The sequence below is a fragment of the Rhizobium sp. T1470 genome, assembly GCF_042140505.1.
In the GTDB taxonomy this organism is placed as follows: domain Bacteria; phylum Pseudomonadota; class Alphaproteobacteria; order Rhizobiales; family Rhizobiaceae; genus Rhizobium; species Rhizobium favelukesii.
The window spans coordinates 839423-857893 of record NZ_CP148091.1 but is presented as its reverse complement, the minus strand read 5'-3'; the positions used below and the strand labels follow the sequence as shown (position 1 = coordinate 857893).

Annotated in this window: 20 protein-coding genes; 12 read left to right on the top strand and 8 right to left on the bottom strand. The window is 62.7% G+C overall.

Annotated elements, in window-relative coordinates; genetic code table 11:
- Positions 1–13 precede the first annotated feature (13 nt).
- The 3 genes from WGT02_RS04305 to WGT02_RS04295 all read right to left on the bottom strand — a co-directional run bounded on the left by WGT02_RS04305 (position 14) and on the right by WGT02_RS04295 (position 4753).
- Positions 14–2524, bottom strand: a complete 2511-nt coding sequence (locus tag WGT02_RS04305) for a ligase-associated DNA damage response DEXH box helicase (protein ID WP_208248931.1) — start codon at positions 2522–2524, stop codon at positions 14–16.
- Between the two features lie 156 nt (positions 2525–2680).
- Positions 2681–3934 carry an FAD-binding oxidoreductase gene (locus tag WGT02_RS04300; RefSeq protein WP_208248933.1) on the bottom strand — a complete coding sequence of 418 codons (1254 nt, stop codon included), beginning with the start codon at positions 3932–3934 and terminating at the stop codon, positions 2681–2683.
- A 63-nt stretch (positions 3935–3997) separates the two neighbouring features.
- On the bottom strand, positions 3998–4753 hold the full coding sequence (locus tag WGT02_RS04295) for an ABC transporter substrate-binding protein (protein WP_024313122.1): 756 nt from the start codon (positions 4751–4753) through the stop codon (positions 3998–4000).
- Between the two features lie 175 nt (positions 4754–4928).
- Here WGT02_RS04295 and WGT02_RS04290 point away from each other — a divergent pair, with 175 nt between their 5' ends.
- Both WGT02_RS04290 and WGT02_RS04285 read left to right on the top strand, forming a co-directional pair.
- The gene (locus WGT02_RS04290) at positions 4929–5429 is read left to right on the top strand and encodes an Rrf2 family transcriptional regulator (protein ID WP_208248935.1); all 501 of its coding nucleotides are present in this window, start codon (positions 4929–4931) and stop codon (positions 5427–5429) included.
- 27 nt (positions 5430–5456) lie between these two features.
- Positions 5457–5918 (top strand): carboxymuconolactone decarboxylase family protein, encoded by a 462-nt coding sequence (locus WGT02_RS04285; RefSeq protein WP_024313124.1) that lies wholly within the window; start codon positions 5457–5459, stop codon positions 5916–5918.
- On the opposite strand, the gene WGT02_RS04280 is transcribed toward WGT02_RS04285, so the two are convergent.
- Together WGT02_RS04280 and WGT02_RS04275 are read right to left on the bottom strand one after the other, a co-directional pair.
- Positions 5915–6550 carry a YitT family protein gene (locus WGT02_RS04280; RefSeq protein WP_024313125.1) on the bottom strand — a complete coding sequence of 212 codons (636 nt, stop codon included), beginning with the start codon at positions 6548–6550 and terminating at the stop codon, positions 5915–5917. The genes WGT02_RS04285 and WGT02_RS04280 overlap by 4 nt on opposite strands.
- Positions 6551–6765: 215 nt before the next feature.
- Positions 6766–7698, bottom strand: coding sequence for a methyltransferase (locus WGT02_RS04275; protein WP_208248936.1), 933 nt, complete (start codon positions 7696–7698; stop codon positions 6766–6768).
- 146 nt (positions 7699–7844) lie between these two features.
- On the opposite strand from WGT02_RS04275, the gene WGT02_RS04270 reads away from it, so the two are divergent.
- The 3 genes from WGT02_RS04270 to WGT02_RS04260 are packed head-to-tail and all read left to right on the top strand — an operon-like array spanning position 7845 to position 9988.
- Positions 7845–8111, top strand: coding sequence for a DUF6460 domain-containing protein (locus tag WGT02_RS04270; protein ID WP_024313127.1), 267 nt, complete (start codon positions 7845–7847; stop codon positions 8109–8111).
- A 1-nt stretch (position 8112) separates the two neighbouring features.
- On the top strand, positions 8113–8610 hold the full coding sequence (locus WGT02_RS04265; protein ID WP_024313128.1) for a CAP domain-containing protein: 498 nt from the start codon (positions 8113–8115) through the stop codon (positions 8608–8610).
- A 31-nt stretch (positions 8611–8641) separates the two neighbouring features.
- Positions 8642–9988 (top strand): MATE family efflux transporter, encoded by a 1347-nt coding sequence (locus tag WGT02_RS04260; RefSeq protein WP_208248938.1) that lies wholly within the window; start codon positions 8642–8644, stop codon positions 9986–9988.
- Here WGT02_RS04260 and WGT02_RS04255 read toward each other — a convergent pair.
- Both WGT02_RS04255 and WGT02_RS04250 read right to left on the bottom strand, forming a co-directional pair.
- On the bottom strand, positions 9964–11052 hold the full coding sequence (locus WGT02_RS04255; RefSeq protein ID WP_208248940.1) for a quinone-dependent dihydroorotate dehydrogenase: 1089 nt from the start codon (positions 11050–11052) through the stop codon (positions 9964–9966). The two genes, WGT02_RS04260 and WGT02_RS04255, sit on opposite strands and share 25 nt — an antisense overlap.
- Positions 11049–11402 (bottom strand): DUF952 domain-containing protein, encoded by a 354-nt coding sequence (locus WGT02_RS04250; protein ID WP_176703573.1) that lies wholly within the window; start codon positions 11400–11402, stop codon positions 11049–11051. Before WGT02_RS04250 ends, WGT02_RS04255 begins: the two co-directional genes overlap by 4 nt.
- 108 nt (positions 11403–11510) lie before the next feature.
- Here WGT02_RS04250 and WGT02_RS04245 point away from each other — a divergent pair, with 108 nt between their 5' ends.
- The 5 genes from WGT02_RS04245 (at position 11511) to WGT02_RS04225 (ending at position 14634) form a co-directional block, all read left to right on the top strand.
- Positions 11511–11909: a hypothetical protein gene (locus WGT02_RS04245; RefSeq protein ID WP_024313132.1), complete on the top strand. Its 399-nt coding sequence runs from the start codon at positions 11511–11513 to the stop codon at positions 11907–11909.
- Between the two features lie 90 nt (positions 11910–11999).
- Positions 12000–12647: a response regulator transcription factor gene (locus tag WGT02_RS04240; protein ID WP_024313133.1), complete on the top strand. Its 648-nt coding sequence runs from the start codon at positions 12000–12002 to the stop codon at positions 12645–12647.
- Positions 12648–12752: 105 nt separating this feature from the next.
- Positions 12753–13418 carry a helix-turn-helix transcriptional regulator gene (locus WGT02_RS04235; protein WP_208248942.1) on the top strand — a complete coding sequence of 222 codons (666 nt, stop codon included), beginning with the start codon at positions 12753–12755 and terminating at the stop codon, positions 13416–13418.
- Between the two features lie 11 nt (positions 13419–13429).
- Entirely contained in the window at positions 13430–14167 is a 738-nt protein-coding gene (locus WGT02_RS04230) for a thermonuclease family protein (RefSeq protein ID WP_208248943.1), read from the top strand.
- Positions 14168–14220: 53 nt separating this feature from the next.
- Positions 14221–14634 carry a tellurite resistance TerB family protein gene (locus WGT02_RS04225; RefSeq protein ID WP_024313135.1) on the top strand — a complete coding sequence of 138 codons (414 nt, stop codon included), beginning with the start codon at positions 14221–14223 and terminating at the stop codon, positions 14632–14634.
- A 50-nt stretch (positions 14635–14684) separates the two neighbouring features.
- Here WGT02_RS04225 and WGT02_RS04220 read toward each other — a convergent pair whose 3' ends face one another.
- Complete coding sequence (locus WGT02_RS04220) at positions 14685–15560, bottom strand: transporter substrate-binding domain-containing protein (RefSeq protein ID WP_208248945.1); 876 nt, start codon at positions 15558–15560, stop codon at positions 14685–14687.
- 105 nt (positions 15561–15665) lie between these two features.
- Here WGT02_RS04220 and WGT02_RS04215 point away from each other — a divergent pair, with 105 nt between their 5' ends.
- Entirely contained in the window at positions 15666–15950 is a 285-nt protein-coding gene (locus WGT02_RS04215; RefSeq protein WP_208248946.1) for a hypothetical protein, read from the top strand.
- 408 nt (positions 15951–16358) lie between these two features.
- Positions 16359–18371 carry a methyl-accepting chemotaxis protein gene (locus WGT02_RS04210; RefSeq protein ID WP_208248949.1) on the top strand — a complete coding sequence of 671 codons (2013 nt, stop codon included), beginning with the start codon at positions 16359–16361 and terminating at the stop codon, positions 18369–18371.
- The last annotated feature ends 100 nt before the right edge of the window (positions 18372–18471 follow it).

Sequence of the window (18471 nt, the reverse complement as noted above, 5' to 3'; positions counted from 1 at the left end):
TCCGGGACTTTCTCTAGGCCAGCGCCTCGGCAATCAGGTCGTCGGCGGCTTCGGCCAGCACCGCGTCGTGAGCCTCGCCATGCACCGGCTCCTTGCCGATCTCCAGCATGACGGGCACCGCTAGCGGCGAGATATGGTCCAACGCGCGATGCGTGATGTGGCCCTTGATTCGCCTCAGCATATCGCCAAGCCGGGAAATATCCAAAAGCCCGCTTGCGGCATCCTGCCGCGTCGCCTGCAGCAGGATATGATCCGGTTCGTGCGTCCGGAGCACGTCGTAAATCAGATCGGCCGAGACCGTGACCTGCCGCCCGGTCTTTTCCTTGCCCGGGTGACGGCGCTCGATCAAGCCTGCAATCACGGCGCAATTGCGGAAGGTACGTTTCAAAAGGAAGGATTCGTCGAGCCAGCTTTCGAGATCATCGCCCAGCATGTCTTCGTCGAAGAGATCAGCGAGGCTGAGCCTGCCGTTGCGGATCATCAGCCCCATGTCCTCGAAGCCCCAGATGCCGAGCGAATAGTCCGTTGCGACGAAGCCGAGCGGTTTGGCGCCGGCGCGCTCCAATCGCCGTGTCAGCAGCATGCCGAGCGTCTGGTGCGCCAGTCGCCCCTCGAAGGGATAGATGACCATGTAGCAGCGGCTGCCGCGCGGGAAAGTTTCGATCAGTAGCTCGTCGCGCTTCGGCAGCATCGATTTTTCCTGCTGGATCGCCAGCCAGTCCCGTACCTGATCCGGCAGGTGACGCCAGCGCTCCGGGTCCGCGATCATCGAGCGCACCTGATCGGCCAGATAGGTGGAAAGCGGAAACTTGCCGCCGGCATAGGACGGGATCTTCGGATCCATTGAGAAGGCCTGCGAGGCGAGCGCCTCATTTTCGCGGATGCCCTCGAAGCGTAGCACCTTGCCGGCGAAGATGAAGGTATCGCCGGGCGACAGCTGTTCGAGGAAGTATTCCTCGACCTTTCCCAACGGCGCGCCGCCGCGGCCGAGCCGGCCGCCTTCGCCGCGCTTGACCATGCGCAGATTGAGCATCGGGCTTTCGACAATGGTGCCGAGGTTCAGCCGGTATTGCTGGGCGACCTGCGGATTGGAGACGCGCCAGCGGCCTTCCTTGGTCTTGCGGATACGGGCATAGCGCTCATAGGTGCGCAACGCATAGCCGCCCGTCGCGACGAATTCGACGACGCGCTCGAAGGTCTCCCAGGAGAGATCGGCGTAAGGTGAGGCACTCCTGATCTCGTCGTAAAGTTCCAGCATCTCGAACGGCTCGGCGCAGGCCATACCGAGCACATGCTGTGCGAGCGCATCAAGCGCGCCTCTGCCGACCGGCGGTGTGTCCTGCGCGCCGATATAGTTCGCGTCGAGTGCGGCCTGGCATTCCATCACCTCGAAGCGATTGGCGGGCACAAGGATCGCCTTCGAGGGCTCGTCCATGCGGTGGTTCGCACGACCGATGCGTTGGGCGAGACGAGAGGCACCCTTCGGCGCGCCGACATGCACGACGAGGTCGACATCGCCCCAGTCGATGCCGAGGTCGAGCGTGGAGGTGGCGACGACGGCGCGCAGCCGGTTGGCCGCCATCGCAGCTTCCACCTTTCGCCGCTGGGCGACATCGAGGGAGCCGTGATGCAGTGCGATCGGCAGGTTTTCCTCGTTCGCAGTCCAGAGCTCCTGAAACAGCGTTTCGGCCTGCGAGCGGGTATTGACGAAGAGCAGCGTCGTGCGGTGTTCGAGAAGTTGCCGGTAGACATCGGGGATCGCGTATTTCGCCGAATGACCTGACCAGGGGATATGTTCCTCGGTGGTGAGGATCGATATATCAGGTTTGGCGCCGCCTTCGACGATCACCAGCCCGGCGTGCCGCTCCTCGCCCCCCTCTTGCGCGACCAGCCATTTCTGCAGGTCCAGCGGCTCGGCGACGGTGGCGGACAGGCCGATCGTCTGTAGAGACGGGGCGAGCCGGCGCAGGCGGGCAAGGCCGAGCGAGAGCATGTGGCCGCGCTTGGAGGTGACGAGCGAGTGCAGCTCGTCGAAAATGACGTATTTCAGGTCTTTGAAGAAGCGCTCCGCCTCGCGATTGGCAAGCAGCAAGGCCACCTGCTCGGGCGTCGTCAGCAGAATATCGGGCGGGCTCAACTTCTGGCGCTGGCGCTTGGCGTTCGGTGTGTCGCCGGTGCGGTTCTCAACCGTCACCGGCAGCCGCATCTCCTCCACCGGCTTCATCAGGTTCCGCTCGATATCGACGGCGAGCGCCTTCAGCGGCGAGATGTAGAGCGTGTGGATGCCGGTGAAGCGGGAGCCCGGCGGGATCCTGCCGCGGCGGGTCAGGTCCGTCAGCGAGGGCAGGAAGCCCGCGAGCGTCTTGCCGGCGCCGGTCGGCGCGATCAACAGCGTGCTTTCGCCGGCCTCGGCGCGAGCCAGCAATTCCAGCTGATGGGCACGTGGACGCCACCCCTTCTCCGCGAACCAGCGGGCGAAAGGCGGAGGCAGGACAATGCGGGCTTCGGAATCGATCTGGTCCACGGCGCTAAAGGTAGCGCACCGACCGTCGAAATAGAATGGCGGATCTAGAGCGGGATGCCGAAAAGTGTAACTGGTTTTCGGCCGAAATCCCGCGCTATCTCTTTGAAGTAGATCAGGATTCAGATGTTCGGCCCGATCGGCCTAAATCATCCTGATCTAGAGGAAGCGATGCGGATGGAACGGCTTGGGATCGGCGAAGGTATCGTTGCCGGCCATCTGCTCTGCCAGCAGCCGGCCGCTGGCGGGGCCGAGCGTCAAGCCGTGATGGGCGTGGCCGAAATTAAACCAGAGGCCGCGATGGCGTGGCGCTGGACCGATCACTGGACGCATGTCGGGCAGGCATGGCCGCAGACCGAGCCAGGGCGTCGCCTCCACCGGCTCGCCGAGCGGCAACAGCGCGCGGGCATGAGCCTCGTCGCGGCGTAGCTGGATGGTATTCGGCGGCGCATCGGGCGCAGCGAATTCGATGCCCGTCGTCAGCCGGATGCCGCGCGCCATCGGCGCCAGCACGTAGCCCGCCTCCTCGTCGACGACCGAATGGCCAAGTGGCTGACCTTCGCGCTGCGCATAGTGGCGGTGATAGCCGCGCTTGATTGCCAGCGGTAAGGGGTAGCCGAGCTTGCGGAAGATCAGGCCGGATTGCGGGCCGAGGGCGACGACAATCTCGCCGGCTTCGATGATCTCGCCTTCGGCCGTGGTGATCGACCAGCCGTTCTTCTCCTCGCACAATGCGGAGGCATCTGCGCGGACGATCTGGCCGCCGGCCGTCGCAAATAGCGTCGCATAGGCAGCCGTCAGCGCCTGCGGGTCGGTCACGGTCTTGGGGTCGAGCCAGTGCACGCCGCCGGCGATGCGGCTGCCGGCGGCGGCAAAGGCGGGCTCCAGCGCCAGAAACTCGCTTCCATCAAGAATGCGGATCGCCAGACCGTGGGCAGACAGACTTTCGGCCTCCGCACGAGCGGCCTCGAAACGGCGCGGATTCTTGTAGAACGACACCCAGCCGCGTTCGCGGATGAGCTCGGAGGCACCGGCGCGGGTAATCAGTTTGTCATGCTCGGAGACGCTCGCCTCGATCAAGGGCAGCAACGCCCGCGTCGCCTTCTCCAGATTGGTCCGCGAGGAATGCCACCAGTAGCGCGCCAGCCATGTGGCAATGCGCGGCAGATAGGCCGGATCGTAACGCACGTCCGATGAACCGTTCAGCGCATATTTGGCAATGGCGCCGAGCTGCCGCGGGAAGGCGTAGGGAATAACGGAGGAGCGCTCGATCAGCCCGGCATTGCCGTAGCTGGTGCCGCCGCCCGGCTCGCCGCGATCGGCAAGGATGACGGACCGGCCGCGATCAAGCAAATGAATGGCCGCACTGACGCCGACAATGCCGGCACCGAGAACGAGGATATCTGTTTTCATCGGATGGACTTGGTCAAAGGGCGCGGAGGCTTTGGGCCTCCGCGCGATTGGATCGGCAACCGATCAGTAGATGTCGAACGGGAAGTATTTCTTGGTGATTTCCTGATACTTCCCGTTGGCGACGAGCGCGTCGATGGCCTTGTTGAAGCGCTCCTTCAGCTCGGTCTCGCCCTGACGGATACCGATGCCGGCCTGCGTTTCGGTGCCGGGCACGTCGCCGAGCAGCTTGCAGCAATCCTTGCCGGCCTTGTTCAGCCAATCGACCACCACAAACTTGTCGGAGATCAACGCGTCCATACGGCCGTTCTGGAGGTCGGCGACGGCCTCGTCCTGCGTCGGATACATCTTCGCCTCGGCGCCGCCCTTCGCGTAGACGTCGTTGGCGTAGTCGGCCTGCGTGGTCGAAGCCTGCGCGCCGACGACCTTGCCCTTCATGTCCTCGACGCTGACGCCCTTCAGCGCGCTATCCTTCGGCACGGCGACCGCGAGCGGCGTCGTGTAGTACTTGTTCGTGAAGTCGATCTGCTTCTTGCGCTCCTCGGTGATGCTCATCGACGCGATGATGGCATCGTACTTCTTGGCAAGAAGCCCCGGAATGATGCCGTCCCAGTCCTGTGCGACGATCGTGCATTTGGCCTTCATCTCCTCGCAGAGCGCATTGGCCATGTCGACGTCGAGACCCTTGAGGCTGCCGTCGGATTCGACGTAGTTGAAGGGAGGATAGGCGCCCTCCGTTGCGATGCGGATCGTGTCCTCGGCGGAGGCGAGATGCGTCGCCGCAAGCAAGGCAGCGGCCGCCAGGAAGATGGTCTTTCTCATTGCTGTTCCCTTATTGGAATTGTTTTTGCCCAACAGGGCTGACTTTAGCGGTTCCTTGCCGCTTCACAACCCCGCACGAGCACGGCACCCCTTGTATTCTATCTCGCTCATATGCCGACTTGACGCGTCGCCTAATCATAGATATATTTTATCCACGAATTGAGGAGGCTTTCCGATGAAATTGGGCGATGGCGTCGAGCAGGCGATACACAGCGTTGCTATGCTGGCCGGCCTTTCCGAAGGGGGCGTGCTTTCGGCCGCCGCACTTGCGGAGTTTCACGGCGTCTCGACGAGCTATCTTCTGAAGCACCTGCAGGCGCTCTCCGGCGCCGGCATCCTAAATACGGTTCCGGGCCCGAAGGGCGGGTATCGGCTGGCGAAACAGACCGATGACATCAGCCTCCTCGATATCGTCCTCGCGGTCGAAGGGCCGGAGCCGGCCTTCCGTTGCAGCGAGATCCGCCAGCGTGGACCGAACCAACTACCGCAACGCTATTTCGCCAAGCCGTGCCAGATCAGCGCGGCGATGCTCCGGGCCGAGCGCGCCTACCGCGCCGAGCTCGCCAAGACCAGCATCACCGACATCCTTGCGCAGCTGACTGCTGACGATGACGGCGGGATCGCCGCCCGCGGCTGCGCTTTCCTTGAATTGAATGAACGAAGAGCGGCTCGCTGAGCCGCAAAACCCAAAGGAGAATGAACCATGCAAGCACGTTTCAACTTCGCCAAGGCATCGCCGGAAGCTTACAAGGCTGTTGCCGCACTGGAGCAATATGTTCAGGGATCGGGCCTCGAGCGCCGCTTCATCCATCTGATCAAGCTTCGCGCCTCGCAGATCAACGGCTGCGCCTATTGCGTCGACATGCACGTCAAGGAAGCCCGCCATGACGGCCTGAGCGAGCAGTGGATCAACCTGATGTGCGTCTGGCGGGAATCGCCGGTCTATGACGCCAAGGAACGCGCCCTGCTCGGCTGGGTCGATGCAGTCACCCGCATCGCCGAAACCGGCGCACCGGACGCCGATTTCGAAGCCCTGAAGGCGCAGTTTACGGAAGAAGCCATCACCAAGATCACGGTGGCGATCGGCGCGATCAACGTCTGGAACCGGCTCGCTGTCGGCTTCCGGTCACAGCACCCGATCGACAAGCCGGCACAGGCCGCCTAAAGCGCGATATAGCGATCGGCGCGGTGGTTGATGGCCACGAAGAGGTTCAACACCACCGCGCCGAGAACCGAATAAAACACCACCGGTGGCGTGGTGACGAAGAAGGCGACGGCCAGCACGCAGAGGTCGATCGCCATCTGCACAAGGCCCGCGCGGATCCCGAAACGCTCTTGCATGTAGATGCCGAGAATGCCGACGCCGCCGAGGCTGGCGCGGTGGCGATAGAGGGCCAGAAGGCCGAACCCCAGCAAAAGACCGCCGAGCAGGGCCGCCCAAGCAGGATGAATGGCCGAAATGTCCATCACCTTCGGCTGCAGGCTGGTCATGACGGACGTCAGGCCGATGGCGATGAAAGTTTTTACCGTGAAGGCCATGCCGAGCCGCGTCCACGACAGATAGAAGAACGGCAGGTTGAGCAGGAAGAAGGCGAGACCAAAGTTCACGCCGAAGGCATAGTGGAGCAGGAACGCGATGCCGGCGGTGCTGCCGGTCAGCAGGCCGGCGCTGGCCAGCATGAAGAGTCCTAATGCCGCAATGAGGCTGCCCGAGAAAATGCCCTGAACGTCCTCGATCGGGGTATGGCGGGTGGCACTGGTGTTCCAGAAGCCGAGGGCATTGAAGAGCTGTGCCATGTCGTTGATCCCCAAACGGCAGAGTCCAAGCGCACCCGGGGGAAGGCCCGAGCGGGACAAAATGTGGATGATGAATGATGCCGAGCGTTTTCGGGCTCTTGCGAGCGCCCCCGTGCTGTGGCGAATGACGTAGGGTTATCAGGCGATTTTGCACTGCAATCAAGCGAAATACGTAAGCAATACTGACCTATTATCACTTCGCAAGAATCGTCCCGCTATACCGCCTTATGCGTAAGGAACAGAATGCCTGAAATAATGTTTGCGCCATCTTTGCGAATGGCCGTCTTGCTGACGGCGCTGACATCAAGGCCATAGCGGGCGCAGAGCGCGCGGACGTAGGCTTCGGAATGGGAGTAGCGCAACGACGGCGCGAGATGGAACCCATCGTCTCCGCCGGCATCCTCGACCGAAAATGCAAAATCGGCACCCGGCACGACAAGCGCTGAAACAGCCTCGAACACGCTCTCGAGATTGCCGAGATACATCAGGACGTCAGCCGCCGTGACGAGGTCGGCACGATGCCTCGCACCCTCCGCAAAGAGGCCCGTGGCCTCCGGAGCCAACGACAGATCGGCCTGTTCCAGGTGATCGTAGACATGCTTTTCGGCCGCCTTGGCAAGCATGTTCCGCGACAGATCGAAGCCCTCGAGGCGCGCAACGCGATCGCGGATCTCAGGCCCCAGCAGCCCGGTGCCGCAGCCAAGATCCACGGCCAGCGAATAGTGCCTGCCAGTCGTGGCAACGAGTGCGGCAAGCTTCCCCGGAACGCTGTAGTCCAGTTTCTCCACCAGCGACGTCTCGAAGCGATCCGCATAGTCGTCGAACAGGCGTTCGACATAGCTGCTCGGTGGCTGGTCGGGTGTCGTGACCTCGCCGAGCAGAGCAAGCTTGAGCTTCGCACCGAAAATATCGTCCGGGCTCGCATCCAAGGTCTGCCTGTAGGCCTCGATCGCGCCGGCCGTGTTGCCTGATTTCTCACGGTAGCCGGCAAGGCGATACCAGCCGGCAGCCCAGCGCGGTACCAGCTCCAGCGCCTGCTCCATCAGTTCGGCGGCGGCATGCGGCTCGCCGCTTTCGTCGAGCATCTTGGCGTAGTCGGCACGGCGGTCGGCGATGACGTCGCCTGAAGTGAGCTGGTTGGACTGCATGGTGAAGACCTGTTGGCATCGGCCCGCATTTGGCCGCGGCCACAAAAAAACTCAAGTCCTATTTCAGAGGCGAGGACGCCAGACCTGAAAAAGGCTTGCGAGCAGCGATTCGCGTCCGTATTTCAGGGATAAACAGGAGATGGCGCATGTCCGATCAGGTGAACAAGTTTCTCGGCGATTCCGTCGGCCGCACATTGGTCAAGCTTTTGGTCGTATCGTTGATCGTCGGCTTCATCATGGCCGTGTTCGGCTGGGCGCCGCTCGATTTCATCTACGGCTTCCGCAATTTCGTTCTGGAAGTCTGGCATCGCGGCTTTTCCGCTCTCGGACGCGTCGGCGACTATCTGCTGCTTGGCGCGACCATTGTCATTCCCGTCTTCCTTCTCATCCGTCTCTTCAGCTATCGGCGCTAACATGACTTCTCTCATCCTTTCGCGACGCGGCCTGCTGCACATGTCTGGGCTTGTACTCATCGCTGGCGTCGCCAGTTGCACCACGGCACCCCAGCTATCCTCCATTCCTTCGAACGGCGACGACGAGACGGCGGACGCATTGCCGCTTGTCAACCAGTTGCGCAGCAAGAACGGGCTGCCGCCGCTCTCGGCTGATCCAGCGGCAAAGGCTGCGGCGATGTTTCAGGCAAAGCGCATGGCATCTGCCGGCAAGATGAAGCACGTCATGGGCATCGGTGACGGCTTTGCCCCGCGCGTCAAGGCAAGCGGCGTGCAGATGCCGGCCGCTGAAAACATCGCGGCCGGTCAGCAGTCGGTTCCCTCGGTTGTGACCGCCTGGATCAACTCGCCGCACCATCTGGAGAACATGCTCGGCCGATATAATGGCTTGGGCGTTGCGGTCGCCCACAATTCCGCTTCCAGAAACGTGCCCTACTGGGCAATGGTGCTTTCCGGCTGAGGCGATTCTGCCTCAGCTTTCAGAGGCAAGCATGGATACCCACGGTCACGGAAACAGGCTGGCATTCGACGTGACGCACCGGCTGGTGCTCTCCATCGCGATTCCGATGACGCTCGGCTTCATCACGACGCCGCTGCTCGGTCTCGTCGGCACCGGCGTCGTCGGGCATACGGGCCAGCCGGACGCGCTCGCCGGGCTTGCGATCGGGGCCATGCTGTTCGACCTGATCCTCGGCAGCTTCAACTTCCTGCGCGCCTCCACCACCGGGCTGACCGCCCAGGCCTTCGGGCGGCACGACCGGCATGCTGAGCAGGGCGTTTTCTGGCGGGCGCTGATCTCGGCGCTCGGCTGCGGCGTGGCGCTTCTCTGTCTGTCGCCGCTGCTTCTCGCAGCGGGGCTGAAGCTGATGGGACCGGAGAACGCCGTTGCGGCTGCGACCAGCATCTATTTCTCCATCCGCATTCTCGCCGGACCGGCAGCGCTCGCCAACTACGCGATCCTCGGCTTCGTGCTCGGCCGCGGGCAGGGCGGTGTCGGGCTCCTGCTGCAGACGATCATCAACGGCACCAACATCGTGCTCGCGATTTACCTGGGCCTTTGGCGCGACTGGGGTGTCGCCGGTGTCGCCTGGGGAACGATGGTCGGCGAGACGGCTGGTGCAGTCGTCGGCCTGCTGATCGTCCTCCGCGGCTTCGACCACGCCGACCGACCGACGCGTGCGCAGATCTTCTCGCGGCATCAGTTGGCCGAACTCTTCGCATTGAACCGCGACATCCTGATCCGCACCTTCGTGCTGCTTGCCGCCTTCACGCTGATGACGCGGATCGGCACCAGCTTCGGGGCGGTGACGCTCGCTGCCAACGCCGTGCTGATGAACTTCTTCCTGCTCTCGGGATATTATCTCGACGGACTTGCCAACGCGGCCGAACAGATCACCGGACGTGCCATCGGTGCACGCTACCGGCCGGCCTTCGACCGCGGACTGAAGCTGTCGGCGCTCTGGTCTTTCGGACTTGCCGGCATCATCTCGGTGTTCTTCCTGCTGGCCGGTCCCTGGCTGATTTCGGTGCTGACCACATCGCCGGAAGTCCAGCAGGCGGCCGAGACCTACCTGCCCTGGGCCGCCGTCACCGGCCTTACCGGCGCCCTCGCCTTCCTGATGGACGGGGTGTTCATTGGCGCCACGTGGTCGACGGACATGCGCAACCGCATGCTGATGTCGTTTGCCGGCTGCCTCGTCGCGCTCGCCGTTTTCGTGCCGCTCTTTGCCAACCACGGCCTGTGGTTGGCGATGAACGGCTTCCTGCTAGTTCGCGGGGTATTCCTGGCGATGCTCGTCCGGCGGCGGGCGGATCAGACGTTCCGCGTTGCCCAGTGATCCGTCCTGCTGTCCCTGAGGTCGCGGATCGATTTCACCTGCTCGCGATCCAGCAGCTTCGACAGGCCGCGGACGATCGTGCCCGGCAGTCCCGGCCCTTCATAGACCATGCAGGAATAGAGCTGTACGAGATCGGCGCCGGCCTTGATCTTCTCCAGCGCCGTTTCCGCCGACGACACGCCTCCGACGCCGATGATCGGCATCGCCCCGCCGACACGCCTGCGGATCTTTGCCAGAACGGCGGTCGATTTGTCGAACAGCGGCTTGCCGGAGAGCCCGCCCGCTTCCTTCGCCTGGCGCTGATCCCTAAGGCCATCGCGGGAAAGCGTGGTGTTCGAGACGATCAGGCCATCCAGCGCGTGCGACAATGCCTCGGCCGCGATGTCATCCAGCCCCTCCTCCGTCAGATCGGGCGCGATCTTCAGAAAGACCGGGATCTTCCTGCCAGACTTAGCGGCCTCGGCATCGCGGGCGGAAAGCACCGCCGACAAGAGCGCAGCGAGGCTTTCGCGCGCCTGCAGATCGCGCAGGCCCGGCGTGTTCGGCGAGGAGATGTTGGCGGTGAAATAGCGCGCGACGGAATAGAAACGGCGGATGCCGAGAACATAGTCACCGATGCGGTCTTCGCTGTCCTTATTGGCGCCGATGTTGACGCCGATCATGCCGTTGCCGCGCACGGCCGATAGCCGCGCGAAGGCGGCGTCGTGTCCCTCGTTGTTGAAGCCGAGGCGGTTGATGACGCCTTCATCCTCGACCAGCCGGAAGATACGCGGTCGCGGATTTCCGGATTGCGGCTTCGGCGTCACGGTGCCGATCTCGGTAAAGCCGAAGCCGATCTTCAGCAGCGCTTCCGGCACTTCGCCATTCTTGTCATAGCCGGCGGCCATACCGATCGGATTGACGAAATCGAGGCCGGCAATACTCTGCCTCAAGCGCGGATCGGGCGCGATCCGGCAGGCTGGAACGGCACCTGCCTTCAGCGCGGCGATCGACATGCCGTGCGCAGTCTCTGGGTCGAAGAGGAAGAGCCCCTTGCGGGCGGCATGCTTGAACAGATCGATCATGGCTGAAGGTCCGGAAATATATGCTGGCCGGCGGCATCGAGCGGCAGCGGCTTTTCCCACAATACGGCCGAGAACGGCAGATCGGCATAGAGATGCGGGAAGAGATCGCCGCCGCGTGACGGTTCGAAAACGAGCTCCTCGCCGAACTTGCTGCCATCGACGGCAACGAGCAGAAGCCCCGTCTGACCCGCGAAATACAGTGCCGCCGTCTGCTTGACCTGGGCGGCTGTCGAGAAGTGGATATAACCGTCCTGGAGGTCAATCCCGGCACCCCGGAAAATGCCGGCCGCCTTCGTCTCCTGCCAGAGCGTTTCCGTCACGATCTTGTAAAGCGTGGGTGTCAGGGTCATGATGGCCTCGGAATGACTGGTCTTTCCCGGGCTTTGCCGCAAAGCGAAGGCGATGTCCACGCCTCGCTGCGAAAAATGCGGCGGCCACCGAGATTTCCGGAGGAAATCATGAGACATATCGCAATCGGCCTTTTTGCGCTTCTGTTGCCGCTCGGTGGCCACGCGGCAGAAACAGACACGTCCCGATTCCAGCTGGAACGCAGCGGCGACCACTTCGTGCGCCTCGACCGGAAGACTGGCGCCATGTCGCTCTGCGAGGAGAAGGACGGTACTCTCGCCTGCCGAATGGCCGCCGACGAGCGCGCCGCCTACGAGCAGGAACTCGACCGACTTTCGGCCCGCGTCACGGCGCTGGAGAACAAGAGCATCGTCAACAAGGCCCTGCCCTCAGACGCGGAAATCGACCGCTCGATCGGCATCATGGAGCGTTGGATGCGCAGCTTCATGGGGATAGTCAAGGAATTCCAAAGCGAGGAGGAGCGCAATACCCTTCCGCAAAAGACATGATTTGGTATAGTCATATCAGAATGAAGGCATGTATCGTGTGGGGAGCACGAGCCATGACCAGGCAATCGGGCCCTTGGGAGGGAGCGATCGATGCAGGAACAGACAATCATCATTGCCGACGACCATCCGCTTTTCCGTGATGCGCTTCGTCAGGCGGTGATCGGCATGGAAGGCCATCCTGAGATCGTCGAAGCCGGCGATTTCGCCGCAGCGCGGATGGCCGCCGGGGAACACCCGGAAGCGGACCTGATGCTGCTCGATCTTTCGATGCCTGGCGTCAGCGGCTTCTCCGGCCTGATGGCGCTGCGCTCCGAATTCGCCGGGCTGCCGATCGTCATCATCTCCGCGACCGATGATGCGACCACGATCCGCCGCGCGCTGGAACTCGGCGCATCCGGCTTCATCTCCAAATCCTCAGGGATCGACGACATCCGCCGCGGCATCCAGACGGTTCTGGCCGGCGATATCGCCACGCCAGAGACCTACCGGGACGGACAGGAACTGGACCCTGACGTCGCAGACTTGATCCACCGTCTGCATACGCTGACACCACAGCAGAGCCGTGTCTTGACGATGCTGGCGGAAGGCCTTCTCAACAAGCAGATCGCCTACGAGCTCGGCGTTTCCGAGGCGACGATCAAGGCGCATGTCTCGGCCATCCTGCTCAAGCTCAATGTCGATAGCCGCACGCAAGCGGTGATCCAGCTCGGCAAGATCAACATGGCAATGGTGGCCTGAGGCCTCGGGACAGGATTTTATTCCTTTCATCTCTTTACTCCCGCTGGGCTTGCGGTTAATATTTCGCCGTTGAAGGATCGCGCACGCGCGCAGGAATCAGGCGACATGCTGTCACACGAGCAAATCTGGGGAGCGATCGACAGGCTTGCCGAACGGCATGACCTGACGCCGTCCGGCCTTGCCCGACGCGCGGGGCTCGATCCGACCTCCTTCAACAAGTCCAAGCGACTGTCTGCCGATGGACGGCTGCGCTGGCCCTCGACGGAATCGATCGCCAAGGTGCTGGATGCAACCGGCGCCAGCATGGAGCAATTCCTGACCTTCATGCGCCCGGCAGGCAGCTTTTCCAGCCTTCCGGAGGGCGCCTTCCCGCCGCAGGGCAGCTCGATCCCGCTTCTCGGCTTTGCGCAGGCCGGCGCCGGCGGTTTCTTCGATGATGGCGGCTTTCCGGCCGGGCAAGGCTGGGACGTCGTGGAATTCCCAACGGCGCCTTCGCAGAAGGTGGGCGTCTATGCGCTCGAGGTTCAGGGCGAGAGCATGATGCCGCTCTACCGCGACGGCGACGTTCTGATCGTCGAGCCTGGCGCGCAAGTTCGCCGCAACGATCGCGTCGTCGTCAAGACGCGCGAGGGCGAGGTTATGGCCAAGGTACTGTTGCGCCAGAGCCCGCGATCGATCGAATTGATGTCGCTCAACCCCGAGCATCCGAACCGGACGATCGAGCTTTCAGACGTGGATTGGATCGCCCGCATCATCTGGGCTAGCCAGTAGGAAGATATTCCATGCGTCCCGCGGCAATTCTGACGGCTGTTGCAGGGATCGGAACTGTTGCCGGCCTGATCGCGGCGGGTGGAGAGCGGCTTGGCTCGGCCCTTGATCCGGAGGAGACTGCAGCTCCGACGGATTTGCATGTGCCGCCTCCCGCCGCCGCAGCGCGACCAACGACAAGTCCCGAAGCCAGCATGAATGCGCGGCACGTCGACGACGTCAGCCAGTTTTACCCAGCCGTCGTCGACGGCAAGCCACTGGAGCGCATTGCGGCAGCGGAGCCGGCGCAACCGGCAAGAATCGCCGAAGACAAGGACGTGAACCTCGTTCGCCCCGTCGCCGAAAGTGCGGGCGTGCTGGCGTTTGGCGAACGCCGCCTGCAACTTGCCGGCATCAATCCTACGCCAGCAGACAAGATATGCACCGACAGCAAAGGCCGGGAATGGCCATGCGGAATGCTGGCGAAAACCAATGTGCGGCTGTTTCTGCGCCTCAGAACCGTCCGCTGCGATCTCGATAGCAGTGAGTGGACCGGCACAGTTACCGCCGCCTGCAGGATCGGCACGCAGGACATTTCGCAGTGGCTCGTCGAAAACGGCTGGGCAGAGGCTGAAAAGGGATCTGCGCTTGCCGAAGTCGGCGAGAAGGCAAGGCAGACAGGCAAAGGCCTCTATGGTGACGACCCTCGCAGCGCCGCAGAAACCAGCATCCCCGAGAATCCGCCTTCCGATCGACCGCTTGACGGCTTGTAATATCGCTGGCCAGTTCCTAGACTCTGAGCTCGTTCCAGAGGAATCATCGAGATATGAACAAGCCGCTTTCCGCCCACGACGCATTGATCTACGTGATGGTGATGGCATCCGCCGTCGACAGCACGATGAACGATCGCGAGATGGAGCGCATCGGCCAACTGATCGGCTTCCTGCCGGTCTTCCATGATTTCGACGACGAGAAGCTGATTTCTGTTGCGCGCGACTGCGCAGCGCTGCTGGCCGGCCCCGAGGGTCTCGACATCGTGCTTGAAACCGTCAAGGACACGCTGCCTTCGCGCCTCTACGACACGGCCTACGCCCTAGCTGTCGAAGTTGCCTCGGCCGATCTCTCGGTCAAGGCGGAAGAATTGCGCCTGCTCAGCCTGCTGCGCGATCGCCTCGGCCTCGACAAGCTGACCTGCGCCGCCATCGAGCGCAGCGCGATCGCCCGCTTCCGCAAGGGCTAACGCGTGTCTCCCGAAAATGGGAACCGGTTTCGAGATAAAGACATGCGCCTTTAGTACAAGCCGTAAGGGAAATAGCGCAGGTAGATTTCCTGCAGGCGGCCACTGCGCGACAACGCTGCCAGCGCATGGTCGAGCGCTGCCGTCAGAACATCGTCCTTCTGACGCAGCATAATCGTCATGCCTTCGCCAAGAAACTGCTCGGAGAGATAGGGGCCGTCGAAGAGCGTGCAGCATTTCGCCGAAGCCTGTGACGAAACCCAGAACGAAAGCTGGAGGGAATCTGCGAAGGCAGCCTCCACCTTGCCCTCTCTCAATGCCACCAAAAGGGCATCCTTGCTGTCGAAGGATACGACCTTCACCTTCGGGAAATAGGCGGACAGCATGGCCTCGTGCGCCGTCTTCTTGACGACGCCGACCGAATGGTCGGCCAAAACACTGGCATCTTCACCCTTGATGGGAGCCTTCAAGTTTCGAACAAAGCGGGCGGGCAGCATCAGATACGGGCGAGAAAAGGCGAATTGCCGCCGCAACTCCTCGCTGACGGCAATGCCGGCGATGACGGCATCGCCTTGCGATGCTGCCAGCGCAGCATTCAGGTCAACGAACGGCAGTGCCTGGATCTGGCATTTGCTTGCAATCTCTAGTTCATCGCAGATCTCGCGGGCGAGATCGATGTTGAAGCCGGCAAGCTTGCCGTTCTGATCCGTAAAGTTGAACGGCGGAAAATCGATCGTCGTCAGGAACCGCAGGCGCACGAGCGACGAAAGGTCCGGCTTTGCAAGGCGCTCCCTGGAATCGAAAAGCAGCGGCAAGCTCGGCGCCGCCTGCTGGGCGAACAGCGAGAGCGGGCAAAAAAATACAACCATACATAGCAGAAAGCTGCATAGACCCTTAAGATTCAGGGATGCCAGTTTAAATTGCACCATGATGCTCCGCCTCGGGGAAGCACGCACTGCCATTCTGGAAACGGTGTATCAGAGTCATGTGTGTCGGGGAATATGCGCCGAGCGGGATCGACGACCGCGCGCTCTTTGGATGATCATACAATACGCCATGACGCGCCGACGCCACCGGCGCGCGTCGCGACCGCTTCCTACCAACGGGAAGCAGAGGTCCTGCTGCAACTCGGCATCGGCAACCCGACAAGCGCCCGTGCGATGCAGCTCGCCCGCCGCAACAGCACCAGTATCGAGCAGGAACTCCTTGCAAGCGGCTCCATCGATACCGAGAGCTACTACGCGTCGCTCGCGCGGGATTCGGCTTCCTTTGCATGGGGGCAAGCTTCGGGCTCGTTCTGCTGCTCGGCAGGGTGGTGATGCTGCGAGACGAAAGGCGCAGCGTCGGCTGGCGATGGATCCATGTCCCGCATGATTTCGGTCGCGGCATGGCGCGCGCTTTTCGAGCTGCCGAGAAGACCCTTCTTCTGGGACAGGACGCCTCGTGCACCCGTCACCACGCCTAAGAGGTTGCGTCGCGCTTAGCGCCGCTCGGCACTAGGCGGCACGGTCCAAATTTTTCCTGGGACAGGCAGTAAGCGTTAGGGGCGCATTAAACAATGTCCCATTCTATTCGCCGGGACGACGCCGGCTCGCGGGCCGAATGCATGATGCGCATGTCGAGCCTTCAAGGCATCCCACCATGCCGTGTCATGCGTCATGCCCTGCCTCTTAAAATGCTTTCATAGCCGGCCCGCCATTGGCCGGATGAAACGACTGGACATATCCATGCTGAAGAATTTCAAAATCCCGACGAAGATCATATCTGTCGTCGCGCTTCTTGGAGCGATCGCGCTCGGAGGCCTCGTTTACGTCATCACGGAATTTCGCGGTGCCGACGCCGCCTACAGTGCCTTCATCGACCACGAGGCGATGGCTGCCATGCAGGCATCGCGCGCCAGCGCTTCGGCAACAGCCGCCGTGCTTCAGGTGACGCTGATCGCCGGCCTCAAGCCGGACACGCCCGCTTTCAATACGGCGCTCGCAACGCCAAGTAAGATGCCTCAGGCGCGCGAACGTCTCGAACAGGCCGCCGCCTTGGTTCCAAGCCGCACGCAGGCAATCGACGACATTCTTGTCGGCATTGGCGAGATGGAAGCGCTTTCCAGCAAGGTCGTCGCCCTTGCCAAGGCAAAGGACAGCGCGGGCGCGCAGCTTGCGGCCAGCATGCTGAACGCCAAGTTGAACACGGTCACCCCGAAAATGATCGCCAACAACGACGCGCTGATGGCGTTGCTGAACGACGGCGGCGATGCGCTCTCCTCCACGGTCAACCAGCGTATAACCTTCTGTTTCGCGCTGATCGGCCTTGCTGTACTAGGCGCGCTCGGCCTTAGCGTATGGGTCGCTCAAGCGGGGATCACCGCCCCGATGGCCCGTCTGCGTGATCGGACGACACAGCTCGCGCGGGGCGATACGCAGAGCGCCATCGACGGCCTTGATCGTCGCGACGAAATCGGCCAAATGGCCGGCGCCGTTGCCGTCTTCCGCGACAACGCCGTCGAGCGCCTCCGGCTCGAGAGCGAGGCCGAGAGGAACCGCAATCTCAGCGACAGCGAACGCCGCGAGCGCGAGGCGCAGCGCGCGACCGACGCCGCAGACCTCTCACGCGCGGTTGGCGACGGCTTGCGCCGACTGGCCGCCGGGGACCTCGCATCACGGATCGACACAGCTTTTGTTGGCGATCTCGACACGCTGCGGCAAGATTTCAACAACTCGATCCTGCGGCTGAACGACACCATGCAGACGGTCGGCGCCAACGCCCGCTCCATCACTGCCGGCGCAAGCGAGATCCGCGCCTCCGCAGACGAGCTTTCAAAGCGCACGGAGCAGCAGGCCGCCTCCGTCGAGGAGACGGCGGCCGCACTTGAGGAGATCACCACCACGGTGAAGGATGCCGCCAGACGCGCCGATGAAGCACGCGGCCTCGTGGCGCGCACGCGGGCGGGTGCCGAAAAGTCCGGCCAGGTCGTGCGCAAGGCAGTCAACGCCATGCAGCAGATCGAGCAGTCCTCGGCGGAGATCGGCAACATCATCGGCGTCATCGACGACATCGCCTTCCAGACGAACCTTCTCGCACTCAACGCCGGCGTCGAGGCCGCCCGCGCTGGTGAAGCCGGCAAGGGCTTTGCCGTCGTTGCTCAGGAAGTGCGCGAACTCGCGCAGCGCTCGGCCAACGCCGCCAGGGAGATCAAGTCGCTGATCACCGCGTCAGGCGGTCATGTGCAGACGGGCGTGTCGCTTGTCGGCGAAACCGGCAAGGCGCTGGATGCCATCGTTCATGAAGTCCAGGAGATCAACAAGCACGTCGACGCGATCGCCGAAGCCGCCCGCGAGCAATCGACCGGCTTGCACGAGATCAACACGGCCGTGAACACGATGGACCAGGGAACGCAGAAGAATGCGGCCATGGTGGAGGAAAGCACGGCGGCGAGCCACAAGCTCGCGACGGAAGCGGCGACACTGAACAATCTGCTCGACCAGTTCAAGCTCACCGGCACCGGCGGGTTCAGCGCGACCGTCGCCGGCGTTCCACTCCAGGGCACTCCGATCCATTCCGCGCCACGTCCGGCCGTGCCGCCGACCGCAGCCAGAAAGGCGCCGGTCCGCATCGCCACTTCAGGGATCACACGCCCGTCCAACTCGCCGGCTCGGGCGCTCGGGCAGAAGCTTGCAAGCGCCTTCAGTGCTGGCAGCGCTCCTTCCAGCGCGCGCGACGACGCCGACTGGACGGAATTCTGATCCAACCAAAAGACACAAAAGACGAAGGGCGGCTCATTGCCACCCTTTGATTATCGTCTTCTGACTTCAAGCAGCAAGCCATGGCTTCGCTGCAGGGCAC